The organism is Pseudomonas sp. GZJR-8 (assembly GCF_002916705.1).
Classification (GTDB): domain Bacteria; phylum Pseudomonadota; class Gammaproteobacteria; order Pseudomonadales; family Pseudomonadaceae; genus Aquipseudomonas; species Aquipseudomonas synxantha_A.
Map to the genome: position 1 here is coordinate 46,910 of NZ_JXSI01000014.1, position 16,657 is coordinate 63,566.

The following is a 16,657-nucleotide window of genomic DNA, read 5'->3' on the forward strand; positions in this document are numbered from 1 at the left end:
CACAGATAAAATTCCCCGCAACACCCCTCCCCTGAAATGCCCGTCTACACTCGAACTATTCCCCGTGCCATAACGAGACCGTTATGCCCAGATTGCCGACCGTGTTGCTACTGTCGCTGCTGACCTGGACCGCAACGGCTGGCGCGTTGACTCTCACGGAGGATGAGCGTAGCTGGTTGGCGGACCATCAGGAGCTTCGCCTTGGGGTGGACGCGTCCTGGCCCCCCTTTGAATACCGTGATGAGAATGGTCGTTACCAGGGCCTGGCTGCCGACTATGTACGCCTGATCCAGGACCGACTGGGTGTCAGGATCAAGCTGATCGAACCGGCAAACTGGACCGCTGTACTTGAACAAGCCCGGAGCAACCAGCTCGACTTGCTACCCGGCATCATGTCCACTCCGGAGCGCCAAAGCTACCTGGCCTTTACACGCCCCTACCTCGACTTTCCCATTGTCATCCTTGCCCATGAAGGCGGCGCGAAACCACGCAACCTAAAGGGTTTGTACGGGCTGAAAATTGCCGTGGTGGAAAACTATGCGCCCCATGAATTGCTGCGCACTCACCACCCGGACCTGAATCTGGTGGCGATGCCCAACGTCAGTTCTACGCTGCAAGCCCTGGCCACCGATGAAGTGGATGCCGTCGTCGGCGACTTGGCGTCCAGCGTCTGGAGCCTGCGCCAACTCAAGCTCGATGGCTTGTACGTCAGTGGCGAAACGCCCTATCGCTACCAATTGGCAATGGGCGTCCCGCAGGAACAGAAAATGCTGGTGGGCATCCTGGACAAAGTCCTCGCCGACCTTAGCTCAGCCGAAACCGATGCGATCCAGCAACATTGGGTCGGCAGCTTCACCGATCACCGCACCTTCTGGGTCGACCTGCTGACGTACGGCCTGCCCGCTGTATTGTTGCTCAGTACCGTGCTGGCGGTGGTCATTCGGATCAATCGCCGGCTCAGTTCGGAAATCTCCCGCAGGGTGGCCCTCGAACAAGAACTGCGCAGCAGCGAATACCACTATCGCGGCCTGGTAGAGAGCTTGTCCGCCATCGCCTGGGAAGCGAGCATCAGCGATTTCACCTACAGCTATGTATCGCCCCATGCCGAAGATTTGCTCGGCTATCCGCGCGCCCACTGGCTGATTCCGGGCTTCTGGCGCAACATCATTCACCCGGCCGACCTCACGCGCACCGAAGCGTATTGCTACCGGGAAACCCGTGCCAATCGTGATCACAGCGTCGATTACCGGGTCATCACGGCGGACGGCCGTTGCTTGTGGGTGCGCGATATTGTCAGCCTGATTGAACACGGACATGAGCCAGTGCTGCGCGGCCTGATGATCGATATCAGCGAAGCCAAGCGCACGGAGGAAGCCCTGCAACTGTCCGAGCAGAAGTTTGCGTCGGTGTTCCAGCAATGCCCCGACATTCTGGTGATCGCCAGGCTATCCGATGGCTGCCTGCTGGAGGTCAACAAGGCATTCGAGGACCAGATTGGCCTGACCGCCGACGAGGTTGTGGGCAAAGCCGCCTCAGATCTGAATATATGGCGCATTCAGGGCGTCGGGCCGGATTTGCTGCAGCGGGTACAGACCACCAGTATCCGCAACCTGGAAATGTCCTTTCTGCGCAGCAACGGCCAAGCGTTTACGGGGCTGATCTCAGCTGAGCCTTTCCAACTCGACACCACCGAAGCTCTGGTGGTGGTGGTGCGCGATATCACCCAGCTCAAGGAAACCCAACAGCAGCTGCAAACCTCCGAAGAGAAATTCGCCAAGGCGTTCCATGCGTCCCCCGACGGCTTGCTGCTGAGTCGCCAAAGGGATGGCCTATTGATTGAGGTGAACGAAGGTTTCAGCCATCTGACCGGCTTCACCAGCGCCTCTTCCCTCGACCAATCAACCCTGGACCTGGGTATCTGGGTCGATCTCAACGAACGCAAGCACATGCTGGAGTTGATGCAGCGCGACGGCTTCGTGCGTGATTTCATCTGCCATATCCGTCGCGCCGACGGCCAGCTTCGCCTCTGCGAAGTCTCCAGTCGCCCGCTGCCCATCGGTGACGAAGACTGCATGCTGACCATCGCCCGGGACATCACCGAACGCCAGCAGATGCAGGAAAAACTGCAACAGGCCGCCACGGTATTCGAGAGCACCGCTGAAGGCGTTTTGATCACCGACACACGACAGAACATCAGTGCCGTCAATCGCGCCTTCAGTGAGATCACCGGCTACAGCGAAATCGAAGCACTCGGCCATACCCCGCGCCTGCTCGCCTCGGGCCTGCATGACAGCGCATTCTATGCGGCGATGTGGCACCAATTGACGGCCCATGGACACTGGCAGGGAGAGATTTCCAACCGCCGCAAGAACGGCGAGGTGTACCCAAGCTGGCTGACCATCAGCGCCGTGCGTAACCGCGACCAATTGATCACGCACTTCGTTGCCGTGTTTGCCGACATCTCCAGCCTCAAGCTGGCCCAGGCACGCCTGGACTATCAGGCCCACCACGACCCGCTGACCGGTCTGCCCAACCGCACCCTGTTTGAAAATCGACTGCAGGCCGCCCTTAACGGCCAGCAGGAAAGCGGCAGGCAAGGCGCGGTGTTGTTTCTTGACCTGGACCGTTTCAAACACATCAACGACAGCCTCGGCCACCCGGTCGGCGACCTGCTGCTCAAAGACATCGCCGTACGCCTCAAGCAGCAACTGCGCGACGTCGACACCGTTGCCCGCCTGGGCGGGGATGAATTCATCATCTTGCTGCCCGGCTTGCAGCAGGCCGGCGATGCCCAGTATCTGGCGAACAAACTGCTCGACTGCTTTACACCCCCATTCCAGGCCGGTGACCATGAGTTTTTTATCAGCGCCAGTATTGGCACCAGCCTTTACCCACAGGATGGCACCGACGTCGCCACTCTGGTCAAGAACGCCGATGCTGCGATGTATCGCTCCAAGGCCAAGGGCCGCAACCGTGTCGAAAGCTATACCCGCGACTTGACGGCCCAAGCCAATGAACGCGTAGCGCTGGAGCACGAGCTGCGCCGTGCCATCGAACGTGAAGAGCTGAGCCTCTATTACCAACCCAAGCGCAGCCTGTTGACCCAGGAGCTGATCGGCGCCGAAGCCCTGATCCGCTGGCATCACCCGACCTTGGGCGACGTCCCGCCCGAACACTTCATCGCCCTGGCCGAAGAGAACGGCACGATCCTGCAGATTGGCGACTGGGTGCTGGAACAAGCCTGTCGGCAGTTGCACGCCTGGCAAGAGGCTTTCGACGATTTCGGGCCACTGTCGGTCAACCTCGCAGGCGCGCAGCTGCGTCACCCCAACCTGTTGTCACGCATCGAACAACTGCTGCGCGATTACCGCCTTGAACCTGGCTGCCTGCAATTGGAGATCACCGAGAACTTCATCATGAGCCAGGCCGAAGAAGCCCTGGGGGTTCTGCATCAACTCAAACGCTTGGGCGTCCAGCTGGCGATCGATGATTTTGGCACTGGCTACTCGTCCCTCAGCTACCTCAAGCGCCTGCCCCTGGACTTCCTCAAGATCGACCAATCCTTCGTTCGAGGCCTGCCCGACGATCCCCACGACGTCGCCATCGTGCGCGCCATCATCGCGCTGGGCCACAGCATGCAATTCACCATCATTGCCGAAGGCGTGGAGACCCCCGCACAGCAAACATTCCTCGCCGCCGAAGGCTGTGAACAGATGCAAGGCTACATCGTCAGCCTGCCCCTGCCGCCGGAGCTTTTTGCCGCGAGCTTCCTTCGTACGAAGCTGGAGGATTTTTCGGATGGCACAGTGAACAAACCATCGTTATAATCCGCGACCTACTGAGGGCCTATAGCTCAGTTGGTTAGAGCAGGGGACTCATAATCCCTTGGTCGCAGGTTCGAGTCCTGCTGGGCCCACCAACTTGAAAGCCGCGCATTGCGCGGCTTTTGCGTGTCTGGTGTAACGGTTCTTTCGGCCGGACCCAGCCTGTACCATGCGTACTCATTGTCGTCCGCACCGGAGTCCCCCCCTTGCCCGCCCTAGACGAAATCGACCGCCAACTGATCGCCGCCCTGCAGCTCAATGCCCGCGAAAGCGTGGCCATGCTTGCCCGGCAACTGGGGATTGCGCGCACCACAGTCACGTCACGCCTGGCACGCCTGGAGAAAACCCAGGTGATCACCGGTTACGGCGTACGCTTGGGCCAGCGCGTCGCGGATGGGGGTTTGCAGGCTTATGTGGGGATTACCGTGCAACCACGCTCAGGCAAAGAGGTGCTGCGCAGGCTGAGTGCCATGGCGCAGGTGCAGCAGTTGTGTGCGGTCAGCGGCGAATTCGATTACGTGGCCTGGCTGCGCACCGATTCGCCGGAGCAACTGGACCAACTGCTCGATCAGATCGGCAGTGTCGACGGTGTGGAGAAAACCACCACCTCGATCATCCTCAGCAACAAATTGGATCGTGGACAGCCAATCTGATCGATAACTTCGTCACATTGACAAAAATCAGTGCAATCCGACGACACATTGCGTCTTATTAACGAGCGCTACGCTCCCTAAACTGGCTGCCATCTTTTCCTATACTCAACGGGCCATATCCCGCCGAGCCGTCAGTAAGGTCAGCCATGAGCATTCCGTCCAGCACTATCAGCAAGACCAATCGTCACCCAGCAGACGGCAAGAAACCCATCACCATTTTCGGCCCGGATTTCCCGTTCGCATTTGATGACTGGATCGAGCACCCCGCCGGGCTGGGCAGTATTCCCGCCGCCAACCATGGGGCCGAAGTGGCGATCGTGGGTGCCGGTATCGCTGGTTTGGTCGCGGCCTACGAGCTGATGAAGCTGGGGCTCAAGCCAGTGGTGTATGAAGCCTCGAAGATGGGTGGCCGCTTGCGCTCCCAGGCCTTCGAAGGCGCCGAAGGCATCATCGCCGAGCTGGGCGGGATGCGTTTCCCGGTGTCGTCGACGGCGTTCTACCATTACGTAGACAAGTTGGGGCTGGAAACCAAACCCTTTCCCAACCCGCTGACCCCGGCGTCCGGCAGCACTGTGATTGATCTGGAAGGCCAGACCCACTACGCACAAAAACTCTCCGATTTGCCTGCGCTGTTTCAGGAAGTGGCCGATGCCTGGGCCGATGCACTGGAAGCCGGCTCGCAGTTCGGCGATATCCAGCAGGCGATCCGCGACCGTGATGTACCGCGGCTCAAAGAACTGTGGAACAAGCTCGTGCCGCTGTGGGATGACCGTACCTTCTACGACTTCGTCGCAACCTCCAAGGCCTTTGCCAAGTTGTCGTTCCATCATCGCGAGGTGTTTGGCCAGGTCGGCTTCGGCACCGGCGGCTGGGACTCGGACTTCCCCAACTCCATGCTGGAAATCTTCCGCGTGGTGATGACCAACTGCGACGACCATCAACACCTGGTCGTTGGCGGCGTAGCGCAAGTGCCCATGGGCATCTGGCGTCATGTGCCGGAGCGCTGCGCCCATTGGCCGGCCGGCACCAGCCTCAGCTCGCTGCATAGAGGCGCACCACGGGCAGGGGTCAAACGCATTGCTCATGCGGCCGATGGCCGTTTCGCCGTCACTGACAACTACGGTGATACCCGCGAGTACGCCGCGGTGCTGACCACCTGCCAAAGCTGGCTGCTGACCACCCAGATTGAATGCGACGAAACCTTGTTCTCGCAAAAAATGTGGATGGCCCTGGACCGCACGCGCTACATGCAGTCGTCGAAAACCTTCGTGATGGTTGACCGCCCATTCTGGAAAGACAAAGACCCGCAAACCGGCCGCGACCTGATGAGCATGACCCTCACCGACCGCCTGACCCGCGGCACCTATCTGTTCGATAATGGCGACGACAAGCCGGGGGTGATTTGCCTTTCCTACTCGTGGATGAGCGACGCCCTGAAAATGCTTCCCCAGCCTATCGACAAGCGGGTGAAGCTGGCCCTGGACGCGTTGAACAAGATCTACCCCAACGTCGATATCAAGGCACGCATCATCGGCGACCCGATCACGGTTTCCTGGGAAGCCGACCCGCACTTCCTCGGGGCTTTCAAAGGTGCACTGCCCGGCCACTATCGCTACAACCAGCGGATGTACGCGCACTTCATGCAGAAAGACATGCCCGCCGAACAACGCGGGATTTTCATCGCCGGTGACGACGTATCGTGGACGCCCGCGTGGGTCGAAGGCGCCGTACAAACCTCGCTCAACGCGGTGTGGGGCATCATGACTCACTTCGGTGGCAGCACCCACCCAGAGAACCCGGGCCCCGGCGATGTGTTCGATGAAATCGGGCCAGTCGCCCTGGCCGAGTAAGGAGCTGAACATGCGTGTCGCCCTGTACCAATGCCCGCCGCTGCCGCTGGATGTGGCCGGTAATATCCAGCGCCTGCGCCAACTGGCGCAAGAGGCATCCGACGCCGATGTGCTGGTGCTGCCAGAGATGTTTCTCTCGGGCTATAACATCGGCGCCGAAGCTGTTGGCGCGTTGGCCGAGGCGCGGGATGGGGAGTCTGCCCAAGCCATTGCCGAGATCGCGCAAAACGCCGGGCTGGCCATTCTCTACGGCTATCCGGAGCGGGCTGACGATGGGCAGATCTACAACGCCGTCCAGTTGATCGACGCCGAGGGTCAGCGCCTGTGTAACTATCGCAAGACCCACCTGTTTGGCGATCTGGATCACGCCATGTTCAGCGCAGGCGACGATGATTTTCCGGTGGTAGAACTCAACGGCTGGAAGCTGGGGTTTCTGATTTGCTACGACCTGGAGTTTCCGGAGAATACCCGGCGTCTGGCCCTGGCCGGCGCCGAACTGATTCTGGTGCCCACCGCCAACATGGTGCCGTTCGATTTTGTCGCCGACGTCACCGTGCGTTCGCGGGCGTTTGAAAACCAGTGCTTTGTGGCCTATGCCAATTACTGCGGGCACGAAGGCGAGATTCATTACTGTGGACAAAGCAGCATTGCCGCACCGGATGGCCAACGTATCGCCCAGGCCGGCCTGGACGAAGCCTTGATCGTCGGCACCCTGGATCGCCAGTCAATCCTCAGCGCACGCGCCGCCAACCACTACCTGCAAGACCGACGCCCCGAACTCTACGGCGCGCTGCACAAGCCCTGACCCCACGGGTTTGCTAGCATAGGCACTTCTCACGCCTCGGAAGTGCCCATGCCTGCGCCGGTTCACCCTCACCCCGTTCATCTGACCCTGGCCAATGGCCTGCGAGTATCCCTGCGCCATGCGCCGCGCTTGAAGCGCTGCGCCGCCGTTCTGCGCGTGGCTGCCGGCAGTCACGATGTGCCATTGGCCTGGCCGGGGCTGGCACACTTTCTTGAGCATTTGCTGTTTCTCGGTACCGAGCGTTTTCCGGCCGGGGAAGGATTGATGGCCTACGTGCAGCGCCTCGGTGGGCAGGTCAATGCCAGTACCCGCGAGCGAATCACCGAGTATTTCTTTGAGCTGCCGGTGTCGGCCTTCGCTGACGGGCTGGCGCGGTTGGCAGACATGGTGACTCATCCACGCCTGACGCTCGACGATCAACGACGTGAACGCGAAGTGCTGCACGCGGAGTTCGTGGCCTGGTCCGAGGACGCCAGGGCACAACACCAAGTTGCGTTGTTGCAAGGTTTAGCGGCCGATCACCCGCTGCGAGGATTCCATGCCGGCAACCGCGACAGCCTGACGGTGGAAAGCGACGATTTTCAGCAAGCCTTGCGCGAATTCCATAGGCATTTCTATCAAAGCGGGCAGATGACCTTGAGCCTCGCCGGTCCGCAATCGCTGGCAGATTTGCAAACCCTTGCCCAGCAGTTCGGTGACGAACTGATTGCCGGCCCCCTGCACCCGCAAACCGCACCACCACCCCTGATGCACGGCCAGGCACGCAGCTATCAACACACCGCCAGCCAGCACCTGCATCAGGTCATCATCTGTAACGCCCCCCGCCAAGCACTGGAGTTTCTCTGCACCTGGCTCAACGCTTCGGCGTCGGGCGGGTTGTTGGCCGAACTGAAAGCTAGCCAACTGGCCAGCGCGCTGCATGCGTCAGTGCTGTACCACTACGCGGACCAGGCGGTGCTGGATATCGACGTTACCCTCGATAGCGACCACCAACCGGCGACGCAGATCGAAGCCTTGTTGTATGACTGGCTGAGCTTTTTCGCACACAGCGACTGGAATCCATTACGTGAAGAGCTTGCCTTGCTCAATGCGCGTCAACAGCAGGTTCAAGGCGCCCTGACATTGGCTCGCGACGACAGCAAAGACCTGTCGGATCAAGGCATTGCAGCCCTCAAGGCCATGCTTGCATCGCTGCATCTGCCCGCGTCTGAACACAGTTGGCAACTCCCACCGGGCAACCCCTTTCTTCGTCCGCCGGCCAAGGAAGAACGCGCCGGTTTGATCCGCGGCCAAACCAGCGCCCATCGGGGCTTGCGTACCTTTGCCCAGGATCGCTTACGGGGCCGGAGGGAGTTATCGGCGCTGACCTTCAGCAACGCACTGGCGGATGACACCGACGAAGGCGCGCTGTACCTGCATTGGCGGTTTGACGCTGCCGTACCCGCCGGATTGGAAAGCCTGTTGCAGCCGTTGCGCGAGCAAGCCCGTCAAGCGGGTGTCGAGTTGTCTTGCGAAACCATTGGCAACGATTGGCGGGTGAACATGCACGGCCTTCACGAACCGATGCCGGCCGTGCTCGAAGCGTTGGCGCGCAGCCTGAGCAGCTCGGATGCACATCTGTCATCACCGACGCCCCCGCCGATGATCGCCATTCGCGAACTTCTCAAGGCGTTGCCAGCTTGCTGCGTCGGTGTTTCAGCCGACTCCTCGGAGACACCAGCGTCGTGGTCCACTGCTCACTGGCAGGGGCTGGGTGCGGGTTTGCCTGCGGCCTGTGAAGCGGCGATCAAAATCGCCGCCGCCCGCTTGCCAGGGCAGCCGGCCAACATTCAATGCACACCTGAAGTTCTCAACGGGCAGCGGATCTGGCACCCGGTGAACACCGCATCCAGCGACGCTGCGCTGCTGCTTTTTTGTCCAGTGCCGAGCCAATCTCTCGTCGATGAGGCCAACTGGCGGCTGCTCGGGCATATGCTCCAGGGCCCGTTCTACCAACGTTTGAGAGTTGAGCTGCAAATCGGCTACGCCGTGTTCAGCGGCATCCGACAAGTCAACGGGCAAACCGGCCTGTTGTTTGGCGTGCAATCGCCCAGCCTGTCACTGGGCAGGATCGCCGAACACCTGCAAGCCTTCCTGCAACAACTGCCGTCTTTGATCGAACGCAGCGCAGACGTGGGCAATCAGCCTCTTGCGCAGCAATTCACGGCGCAGGCACTCCCCGTCAGCCAAGCCGCCGATTTGCTTTGGCACGCGCAGTTGGCGGGTCATTCGTCGAGTTACCTGGATCAACTTCAACACCTGATCCAAAGCCGCACACGCGAGGACTTGCAGCACGCAGCCCAACAACTCCTTGAAGCAGCAGGCGGCTGGCGTTGCGTGGCTAACGGCCCGCGTATCAGCGATGACTGGCAAGCGGCACAATGATCGTTGCCAACCCTGCAACAGGCTTTTTCCATCGAGACAGCGCTAACTTGAAAAGAATTGCGTAACATTGCGCAGCAATATCTGAACATCTCCAGTGGGAGGTGGACTATATGTATTACTTGGTAGTGAACGTCCCATCCCTTGATAGGAGTAAGAATATGACCTGGTCCAAACCTGCTTACACTGATCTGCGTATTGGTTTCGAAGTCACCATGTACTTCGCCAGCCGTTGATTGGCTGAGTAATACAACGCCTCGGTTCGCCCGGGGCGTTTTTGTTTTAAGCTGCGCTTGATGGAGAGATCATGTTTGTCCAGATTCTAGGTTCCGCCGCCGGCGGTGGCTTCCCGCAGTGGAACTGCAACTGCGTGAACTGCGCAGGCTTTCGTGATGGCAGCCTGCGGGCCCAGGCGCGCACCCAGTCGTCCATCGCGATCTCCGACGACGGTGTGAATTGGGTACTGTGCAACGCGTCGCCGGATATCCGCGCGCAACTCCAGGGCTTTGCGCCCATGCAACCCGGGCGCGCCCTGCGCGATACCGGTATCAGCGCAATCATCCTGATGGACAGCCAGATCGACCACACCACTGGCCTGTTGAGCCTGCGGGAAGGCTGCCCGCATCAGGTATGGTGCACCGACATGGTCCATGAAGACCTGAGCACCGGGTTCCCGTTGTTCACCATGCTGACCCACTGGAACGGCGGCCTGGCCTGGAACCGCATCGAACTGGACGCCAGCTTCACCATCCCGGCCTGCCCCAACCTGCGTTTCACCCCACTGCCGTTGCGCAGCGCAGCGCCGCCCTACTCGCCGCACCGCTTCGACCCGCACCCTGGTGACAACATCGGCCTGATCGTCGAAGACCTGCGCACCGGCGGTAAACTGTTCTACGCCCCGGGCCTGGGCAAGGTCGACGCGCCGCTGCTGGATATCATGGGCGGCAGCGATTGCCTTTTGATAGACGGCACGATGTGGGATGACGATGAAATGCAGCGCCGTGGCGTCGGCACCCGCACCGGTCGCGAGATGGGCCACCTGGCGCAGAACGGCCCGGGCGGTATGCTCGAAGTGCTGGAGCAGTTGCCCAAGCAGCGCAAGGTGCTTATCCACATCAACAATACCAATCCGATCCTCGATGAAGATTCCCCCGAGCGAGCCGAGTTGGTGCGGCGCAATGTCGAAGTGGCGTACGACGGCATGAGCATTGAATTGTAGGAGCCACTGAAATGACTGACACACCGCTGACGACCGCCGAGTTCGAAGCAGCCTTGCGGGCCAAGGGCGCCTTCTACCATATCCATCACCCCTACCATGTGGCGATGTATGAAGGCCGCGCTACCCGCGAGCAGATCCAGGGCTGGGTCGCCAATCGCTTCTATTACCAGGTGAACATCCCCCTGAAAGACGCCGCGATCCTGGCCAACTGCCCGGACCGTGAGATCCGCCGCGAGTGGATCCAGCGTTTGCTCGACCACGACGGCGCACCGGGGGAAGACGGCGGTATCGAAGCCTGGCTGCGCCTGGGCCAGGCTGTTGGCCTCGACCCGGACCAGCTGCGCTCCCAGGAACTGGTGCTGCCCGGCGTACGCTTCGCGGTGGACGCCTACGTCAACTTCGCCCGCCGCGCCAGTTGGCAGGAAGCTGCCAGCAGCTCGCTGACCGAGCTGTTCGCGCCGCAGATCCACCAATCGCGCCTCGACAGCTGGCCGCAGCACTACCCGTGGATCGACCCGGCCGGCTACGAATACTTCCGCACCCGCCTGGGCCAGGCTCGTCGCGATGTGGAACATGGTTTGGCGATCACCTTGCAGCACTACACCACCCGCGAGGGGCAGGAGCGCATGCTGGAAATTCTCCAGTTCAAACTGGATATTCTATGGAGCATGCTCGATGCAATGAGCATGGCCTACGAACTCAAACGCCCGCCCTATCACAGCGTGACCGAGCAGCGGGTGTGGCATAAAGGGATCACCCTATGAGCTTTGATCGCAGCAAAATACCGACCTGGCGCCAGGGCTACCGTTTCCAGTATGAGCCTGCGCAAAAAGGCCATGTGTTGCTCTACCCGGAAGGCATGATCAAGCTCAACGACAGCGCCGCGTTGATCGGCGGTTTGATCGACGGCGAGCGCGACGTGGCAGCCATCATCGCCGAGCTGGACCAACAATTCCCCGGCGTACCGGAGCTCGGTGAAGACATCGAGCAATTCATGGAGGTCGCCCGTGCTGAGCACTGGATCACCCTTGCCTGAAAAACCCGCCATCGGCTTGCCGCTGTGGCTACTCGCCGAGTTGACCTATCGCTGCCCGCTGCAGTGCCCGTACTGTTCCAACCCGCTGGATTTCGCCGAGCAGGGCAAAGAGCTGAGCACCGAGCAATGGATCAAGGTGTTTCGCGAAGCCCGCGAGATGGGTGCCGCACAGCTGGGGTTTTCCGGGGGTGAACCACTGGTGCGACAGGACTTGGCCGAACTGATCGCCGAGGCCCGCAAGCTGGGCTTCTATACCAACCTGATCACCTCCGGTATCGGCCTGACCGAGCAGAAAATCAGCGACTTCAAAAAAGCCGGGCTGGATCATATCCAGATCAGTTTCCAGGCCAGCGACGAACAGGTGAACAACCTGCTGGCCGGCTCGAAAAAAGCCTTCGCGCAAAAGCTGGAAATGGCCCGTGCGGTCAAGGCACACGGCTACCCGATGGTGCTGAACTTCGTCACCCATCGGCACAATATCGACAAGATCGACCGCATCATCGAGCTGTGTATCGCGCTGGAAGCGGATTTTGTCGAACTCGCCACCTGCCAGTTCTACGGCTGGGCGCAGCTTAATCGTGTGGGCTTGTTGCCGACCCGAGACCAGTTGGTGCGCGCCGAACGCATAACCAACGAATACCGCGCCAAACTGGAAGCCGAGGGTCATCCATGCAAGCTGATCTTCGTGACACCGGATTATTATGAAGAGCGTCCTAAAGCCTGCATGAACGGCTGGGGCAGCATATTTCTGACGGTGACACCGGACGGCACCGCCCTGCCCTGTCACGGCGCGAGGCAGATGCCGGTGCAGTTTCCCAATGTGCGCGACCACAGCATGCAGCACATCTGGTACGACTCGTTTGGTTTCAATCGCTTTCGCGGCTACGACTGGATGCCCGAGCCCTGCCGCTCATGCGATGAAAAGGAAAAGGATTTCGGCGGCTGCCGTTGCCAGGCGTTCATGCTCACCGGTGACGCCAGCAATGCCGACCCTGTATGCAGTAAGTCCGAGCAGCACGGCATCATCCTGCAGGCACGGGAAGAAGCCGAACATGCCACCCAGACCATCGAGCAACTGGCCTTTCGCAATGAGCGCAACTCACGGCTCATTGCAAAAGGCTGAGGGCTTCAACGCTTGGCGATGATGTACACCGCGTGGATGATGCCAGGGAAGTAACCGCACAGGGTCAGCAGGATATTCAGCCAGAATGCACCGCCGAAGCCTACTTGCAGGAACACACCCAGTGGCGGCAGCAGAATAGCGATGATGATACGAATAATGTCCATGGGTCAGCTCCAGAAAATCGGCTCGTGTGAGCCGTGTAGCTAATCGACATTGGCGGCTCGTGAGGGTTCAGTGGATTCTGGCATCGGGCCATCTCACGCCAGAATCTGCAGACCATGCTTCTTCACGACGCTCAACAACTTGAGTGCCATGCCGCTGGGCCGTTTCTCGCCCGACTCCCATTTTTTGACCGTGGAAGCACTGGTGTTCAGGTAGCGGGCAAATACAGGTTGGCTGACATGGCTGCTTTCACGCAGTTGCTTGATCTGTTCGGCAGGGATTTGGTCCGGCATGGCAGATAAGCATGCTTCATCATATTCTCGAAGCGTGGTTTTGCTGATGGCGCCGATGGCATGAAGCGCTTCGGCAGACTGATGAATGGACTCAAGCGCCTCACTTTTATACTTCTTGGTCATGATGTATCTCCACAAACTCCCTGAGATCCAGCATGCGCTGAATCTGTGCTTCGTTTAACCCTTCATAAGTTTTGGCAAGTGTTCGAAACCAGACAAGTTCGCTCTGCGTTATATTGCTTTGATCCTGCTTCGCGAACAGAAACTGATAAACCCAATAATGCCTGCCCTTGGCCAATACAACAGACCGATGCCGATTCTGGTTGAGACGTTTTTTCCAGACACCACCTCCCAGATTATCTGCCTGCCCCCTCAACATTTCGCCAAACGCCTTCCTCAACTCAGAATCGCAGATCCAGACTTTAGTGGCCGCCTCGGCAAATCGCCTTGTTTTGAACAACCTGAGCCTCATGGAGATCCCTTCCTAAAACATACCACCCAGTGGTATAGATTAAAAGTCGAGCACGTCGTGCCCCTCCGGCAGTCCTTGCCGACGCTCGCTAAAAAGCCATCGTTTCCAAAGAGACTCAATAAACGTTTTCACACCAGAAATTACTCAGGCAAAAAAACGCCCCCAGCCAAAAGAATCAGGCTGAGGGCGCCGCGTATACCGCGAGACGGTTCAGGAATTGGACGGTTAAACAGCAATGCCCTTTCGGCATTGCAGTTGCGCGGTGCGCACCCGTGAGAAGGCGCGGGCCAGGCGCAGGAGCATTTCGTCGATGTTGCTTTTGCTCACCGTCAGCGCCGGTGTGAAGCGCAGGCAGTCGGGTTGCGGCGCGCTGAGGATCAGTCCCTCTTGCAGCGCGGCTTTTACCACCGCATCCGCAGAATCATCCGACAAGGTAAGCCCCCACATCAGGCCATTCCCGCGCAATGGGCCATGGCCGTAGCGATAGGCCAGACGGGCAAGCCCTTCGCCCAGGTGACAGCCCAACACGCGTACATGCTCAAGAAAACCGGGCTCAAGCACGGTATCGGTGACGGCCAACCCAGCCGAGGCCATCAATGCATTGCCATGATGGGTACCTTCCAGCTCACCCACTTCAAAGCAACAGGCCTTGCCCCGTGCCAGCAGCGCCGCCAACGGAACACCGCCGCCCAGGCCCTTGCCCAGGGTGATGATGTCGGCATGCACGCCGTACTGTTGCTCGGCAAGCAAGGTGCCACAGCGGCCCATGCCGGTTTGCACTTCGTCGAGGATCAGCAGGATCCCCAGTTCGCGGCACAGCCGCTCGACGCCTTTGAGATAGTGTTCGGTCGCCGGGATCACGCCGGCTTCGCACTGGATCGGTTCCAGCAGAATGGCCACCGTCTGGGCATCCACGGCAGCATGCAGGGCGGGAAGATCATTGAAGGGAACGTGACTGAAGCCCGACAATTGCGGTTCGAAGCGGTTTACCAAGGTACCAGCCGAAGCGGCTAGCGTAGCGAAGCCATGTCCATGGCAACCGTTGCTGGCGCTGATAATGCGATAGGCCCCGCCACGGTGCAGTTGCCCCCACTTGCGCGCCAGTTTGATTGCCGCCTCGCAGGCTTCCGCGCCGCTATTGAGCAGGTAAGCCTGGTCGCTGCCGGTATGCTGGCAAAGGCGCTCGACGAGATTGAGTTGGGCACGGTTATGCAGGCCATTGCCGGGATTGATCAGCGCCTGGGTTTGCGCAGCCAGGGCCTTGATCAATACCTGTGGGCTATGGCCCAGGCTGTTGGCGGCATTGCCTTGGCTGAAGTCCATATAGGCACGCTCATCACTGTCCCACAGCCACGAGCCCTGGCCTCGCACAAACACTTGAGGTGGGCGCGCCACAGTGGGCATCAAATGCTCGGTTGAATGCGTGTCGCGTGGGGCATCCTGGATCAGGTCATCCAGGCTCGGGGCGGGGCGGCGGATGTTGAACAGATTCACAACTTACCCCCGTTGGCAACCTGACCTTGGTGGTTACGGCCGGACCATTGCACCTGAGTTTTTTTTGCCTTGCCTATGTAAACGCTATCAACAAAAACGCTGTTCATTGTCCGATCCGGCCCTGTAAGCCCTGCGAATAGGCGCTAGACTAGGCGTCTCGGGGGCCAGCGGCCATTTCGATTTTCCAGCTTTTTCGATAAGTAAGCCTTATGGATTTCAAGCAACTGCGTTATTTCGTCGCGGTGTATGAGGAAGGCCACGTAGGGCGTGCTGCGGAGCGTCTTTCGATCTCGCAACCGGCCTTGTCACAACAGATTCGCCAGCTGGAGCAGAACCTTGATGTAAGTCTGTTCGAACGCAGCAGCAAGCGGCTGCTGCCGACCCTGGCGGCGCACACCTTATACAACCACGCGTTGCCGCTCATTGATGGCATGCAGCAAGCCGTCGAAGCGCTACGCAACTTCAAGGGCCAGGCCATGCGGACCCTGGCCATCGGCGTGCTGCAAACCGTGCACACCAGCCTGGTGCCGCAAATGCTTGAGCGCGTGCGCAAGGCCCAGCCTCATTTGGTGGTGCAGATTTACGAGCTGACGGGGCTTGAGATTGAGCGGCGGTTGCTCAACGGCTCCCTCGACATTGGCATCAGCTACCTGCCGCCACGTCAGCCGGGCCTGCACGGTGTGCTGCTGTATGAAGATGAGTTGAAGGTGGTGATTCCCGACGACCATCCGCTGCGCGAATTCAAGAAAGTCTCGCTCAAACAAGCTGCCGAGTTACCGATGCTGCTGTTGGGGGAGGAGTTTCAAGTCAGGCAGATCTGGCAGGGCCAGTTGGCCAACCTGGGGCGGCGCCCGCAGGTGCAAGCGGAGCTCAACACCATGGTGGGAATACTCGACAGCCTGCCCCACACCAAGCTGGCGACGGTGCTACCGGGGCGTTCCCAGGACGAACACAACAGCCAGGCGCTTTTGTGGAAACCCTTGAGCGAACCGAGGGTGCCATTGAAGGTGGGGCTGGTGTGCCGCGATGTGCAACGCCAACAGGCCACCGTCGCATTGCTGCGCACCCTGCTGGAAGACGTGATGAATGCCCCGCAGGCAAGCGCCTGACTTTTTCGCGGGCAAAAGAAAACCCCGCCGAAGCGGGGCTTTGCAGACTGTTTCCCTGACATCCATTTCACTCCGCCGTCCTGGCAGAATCCTACGTGTCCGTGTTGTTGCTTTGCGCTTCCTGCGCGACGTCCATGTGAAGTAGATTATCCGTGGATCCAATTTGGCGATAGAGGACGATTAGCAGCACGTCATG

Annotated in this window: 15 protein-coding genes and 1 tRNA gene; 12 read left to right on the top strand and 4 right to left on the bottom strand. The window is 59.7% G+C overall.

Annotated elements, in window-relative coordinates:
* Positions 1-83: 83 nt before the first annotated feature.
* From TK42_RS23220 to pqqE, 11 genes are all read left to right on the top strand, one after another.
* On the top strand, positions 84-3,827 hold the full coding sequence (locus tag TK42_RS23220; protein WP_032879171.1) for a bifunctional diguanylate cyclase/phosphodiesterase: 3,744 nt from the start codon (positions 84-86) through the stop codon (positions 3,825-3,827).
* 15 nt (positions 3,828-3,842) lie between these two features.
* A tRNA-Ile gene (locus TK42_RS23225) sits at positions 3,843-3,919 on the top strand.
* Between the two features lie 111 nt (positions 3,920-4,030).
* Complete coding sequence (locus TK42_RS23230) at positions 4,031-4,477, top strand: Lrp/AsnC family transcriptional regulator (protein WP_003194755.1); 447 nt, start codon at positions 4,031-4,033, stop codon at positions 4,475-4,477.
* Between the two features lie 167 nt (positions 4,478-4,644).
* Positions 4,645-6,327, top strand: a complete 1,683-nt coding sequence (locus tag TK42_RS23235) for an NAD(P)/FAD-dependent oxidoreductase (protein ID WP_103735281.1) — start codon at positions 4,645-4,647, stop codon at positions 6,325-6,327.
* A 10-nt stretch (positions 6,328-6,337) separates the two neighbouring features.
* Complete coding sequence (locus tag TK42_RS23240) at positions 6,338-7,132, top strand: carbon-nitrogen hydrolase family protein (protein ID WP_032879127.1); 795 nt, start codon at positions 6,338-6,340, stop codon at positions 7,130-7,132.
* A 48-nt stretch (positions 7,133-7,180) separates the two neighbouring features.
* Positions 7,181-9,556, top strand: coding sequence for a pyrroloquinoline quinone biosynthesis protein PqqF (gene pqqF, locus TK42_RS23245; RefSeq protein WP_103735239.1), 2,376 nt, complete (start codon positions 7,181-7,183; stop codon positions 9,554-9,556).
* Between the two features lie 158 nt (positions 9,557-9,714).
* Entirely contained in the window at positions 9,715-9,789 is a 75-nt protein-coding gene (gene pqqA / locus TK42_RS23250) for a pyrroloquinoline quinone precursor peptide PqqA (protein WP_003194766.1), read from the top strand.
* A gap of 71 nt (positions 9,790-9,860) precedes the next feature.
* Positions 9,861-10,772, top strand: coding sequence for a pyrroloquinoline quinone biosynthesis protein PqqB (gene pqqB / locus TK42_RS23255; RefSeq protein WP_103735240.1), 912 nt, complete (start codon positions 9,861-9,863; stop codon positions 10,770-10,772).
* Between the two features lie 11 nt (positions 10,773-10,783).
* Positions 10,784-11,536, top strand: coding sequence for a pyrroloquinoline-quinone synthase PqqC (gene pqqC / locus TK42_RS23260; protein WP_017138042.1), 753 nt, complete (start codon positions 10,784-10,786; stop codon positions 11,534-11,536).
* Positions 11,533-11,808 carry a pyrroloquinoline quinone biosynthesis peptide chaperone PqqD gene (gene pqqD / locus TK42_RS23265; RefSeq protein ID WP_032879124.1) on the top strand — a complete coding sequence of 92 codons (276 nt, stop codon included), beginning with the start codon at positions 11,533-11,535 and terminating at the stop codon, positions 11,806-11,808. The genes pqqC and pqqD overlap by 4 nt, the downstream gene beginning before the upstream one ends.
* Positions 11,801-12,931 carry a pyrroloquinoline quinone biosynthesis protein PqqE gene (gene pqqE, locus TK42_RS23270; RefSeq protein ID WP_050549385.1) on the top strand — a complete coding sequence of 377 codons (1,131 nt, stop codon included), beginning with the start codon at positions 11,801-11,803 and terminating at the stop codon, positions 12,929-12,931. Before pqqD ends, pqqE begins: the two co-directional genes overlap by 8 nt.
* Positions 12,932-12,936: 5 nt before the next feature.
* On the opposite strand, the gene TK42_RS23275 is transcribed toward pqqE, so the two are convergent.
* The 4 genes from TK42_RS23275 to TK42_RS23290 all read right to left on the bottom strand — a co-directional run bounded on the left by TK42_RS23275 (position 12,937) and on the right by TK42_RS23290 (position 15,352).
* A complete protein-coding gene (locus TK42_RS23275) occupies positions 12,937-13,095 on the bottom strand; it encodes a YqaE/Pmp3 family membrane protein (protein ID WP_003194776.1) in 159 nt (52 codons plus the stop codon).
* A 93-nt stretch (positions 13,096-13,188) separates the two neighbouring features.
* Positions 13,189-13,509: a DNA-binding transcriptional regulator gene (locus TK42_RS23280; RefSeq protein ID WP_032879122.1), complete on the bottom strand. Its 321-nt coding sequence runs from the start codon at positions 13,507-13,509 to the stop codon at positions 13,189-13,191.
* On the bottom strand, positions 13,493-13,858 hold the full coding sequence (locus TK42_RS23285; protein WP_032879120.1) for a type II toxin-antitoxin system RelE/ParE family toxin: 366 nt from the start codon (positions 13,856-13,858) through the stop codon (positions 13,493-13,495). The genes TK42_RS23280 and TK42_RS23285 overlap by 17 nt, the downstream gene beginning before the upstream one ends.
* Positions 13,859-14,083: 225 nt before the next feature.
* The gene (locus tag TK42_RS23290; RefSeq protein WP_103735241.1) at positions 14,084-15,352 is read right to left on the bottom strand and encodes an aspartate aminotransferase family protein; all 1,269 of its coding nucleotides are present in this window, start codon (positions 15,350-15,352) and stop codon (positions 14,084-14,086) included.
* Positions 15,353-15,561: 209 nt separating this feature from the next.
* On the opposite strand from TK42_RS23290, the gene TK42_RS23295 reads away from it, so the two are divergent.
* A complete protein-coding gene (locus TK42_RS23295; RefSeq protein WP_005792083.1) occupies positions 15,562-16,461 on the top strand; it encodes a LysR family transcriptional regulator in 900 nt (299 codons plus the stop codon).
* The last annotated feature ends 196 nt before the right edge of the window (positions 16,462-16,657 follow it).

Excerpts from the sequence above, each read along its gene's own strand:
- TK42_RS23220 (WP_032879171.1), top strand. The coding sequence starts at position 84 with ATGCCCAGATTGCCGACCGTGTTGCTACTGTCGCTGCTGACCTGGACC.
- TK42_RS23240 (WP_032879127.1), top strand. The coding sequence starts at position 6,338 with ATGCGTGTCGCCCTGTACCAATGCCCGCCGCTGCCGCTGGATGTGGCC.
- pqqF (WP_103735239.1), top strand. The coding sequence starts at position 7,181 with ATGCCTGCGCCGGTTCACCCTCACCCCGTTCATCTGACCCTGGCCAAT.
- pqqB (WP_103735240.1), top strand. The coding sequence starts at position 9,861 with ATGTTTGTCCAGATTCTAGGTTCCGCCGCCGGCGGTGGCTTCCCGCAG.
- pqqC (WP_017138042.1), top strand. The coding sequence starts at position 10,784 with ATGACTGACACACCGCTGACGACCGCCGAGTTCGAAGCAGCCTTGCGG.
- pqqD (WP_032879124.1), top strand. The coding sequence starts at position 11,533 with ATGAGCTTTGATCGCAGCAAAATACCGACCTGGCGCCAGGGCTACCGT.
- TK42_RS23275 (WP_003194776.1), bottom strand. The coding sequence starts at position 13,095 with ATGGACATTATTCGTATCATCATCGCTATTCTGCTGCCGCCACTGGGT.
- TK42_RS23280 (WP_032879122.1), bottom strand. The coding sequence starts at position 13,509 with ATGACCAAGAAGTATAAAAGTGAGGCGCTTGAGTCCATTCATCAGTCT.
- TK42_RS23285 (WP_032879120.1), bottom strand. The coding sequence starts at position 13,858 with ATGAGGCTCAGGTTGTTCAAAACAAGGCGATTTGCCGAGGCGGCCACT.
- TK42_RS23295 (WP_005792083.1), top strand. The coding sequence starts at position 15,562 with ATGGATTTCAAGCAACTGCGTTATTTCGTCGCGGTGTATGAGGAAGGC.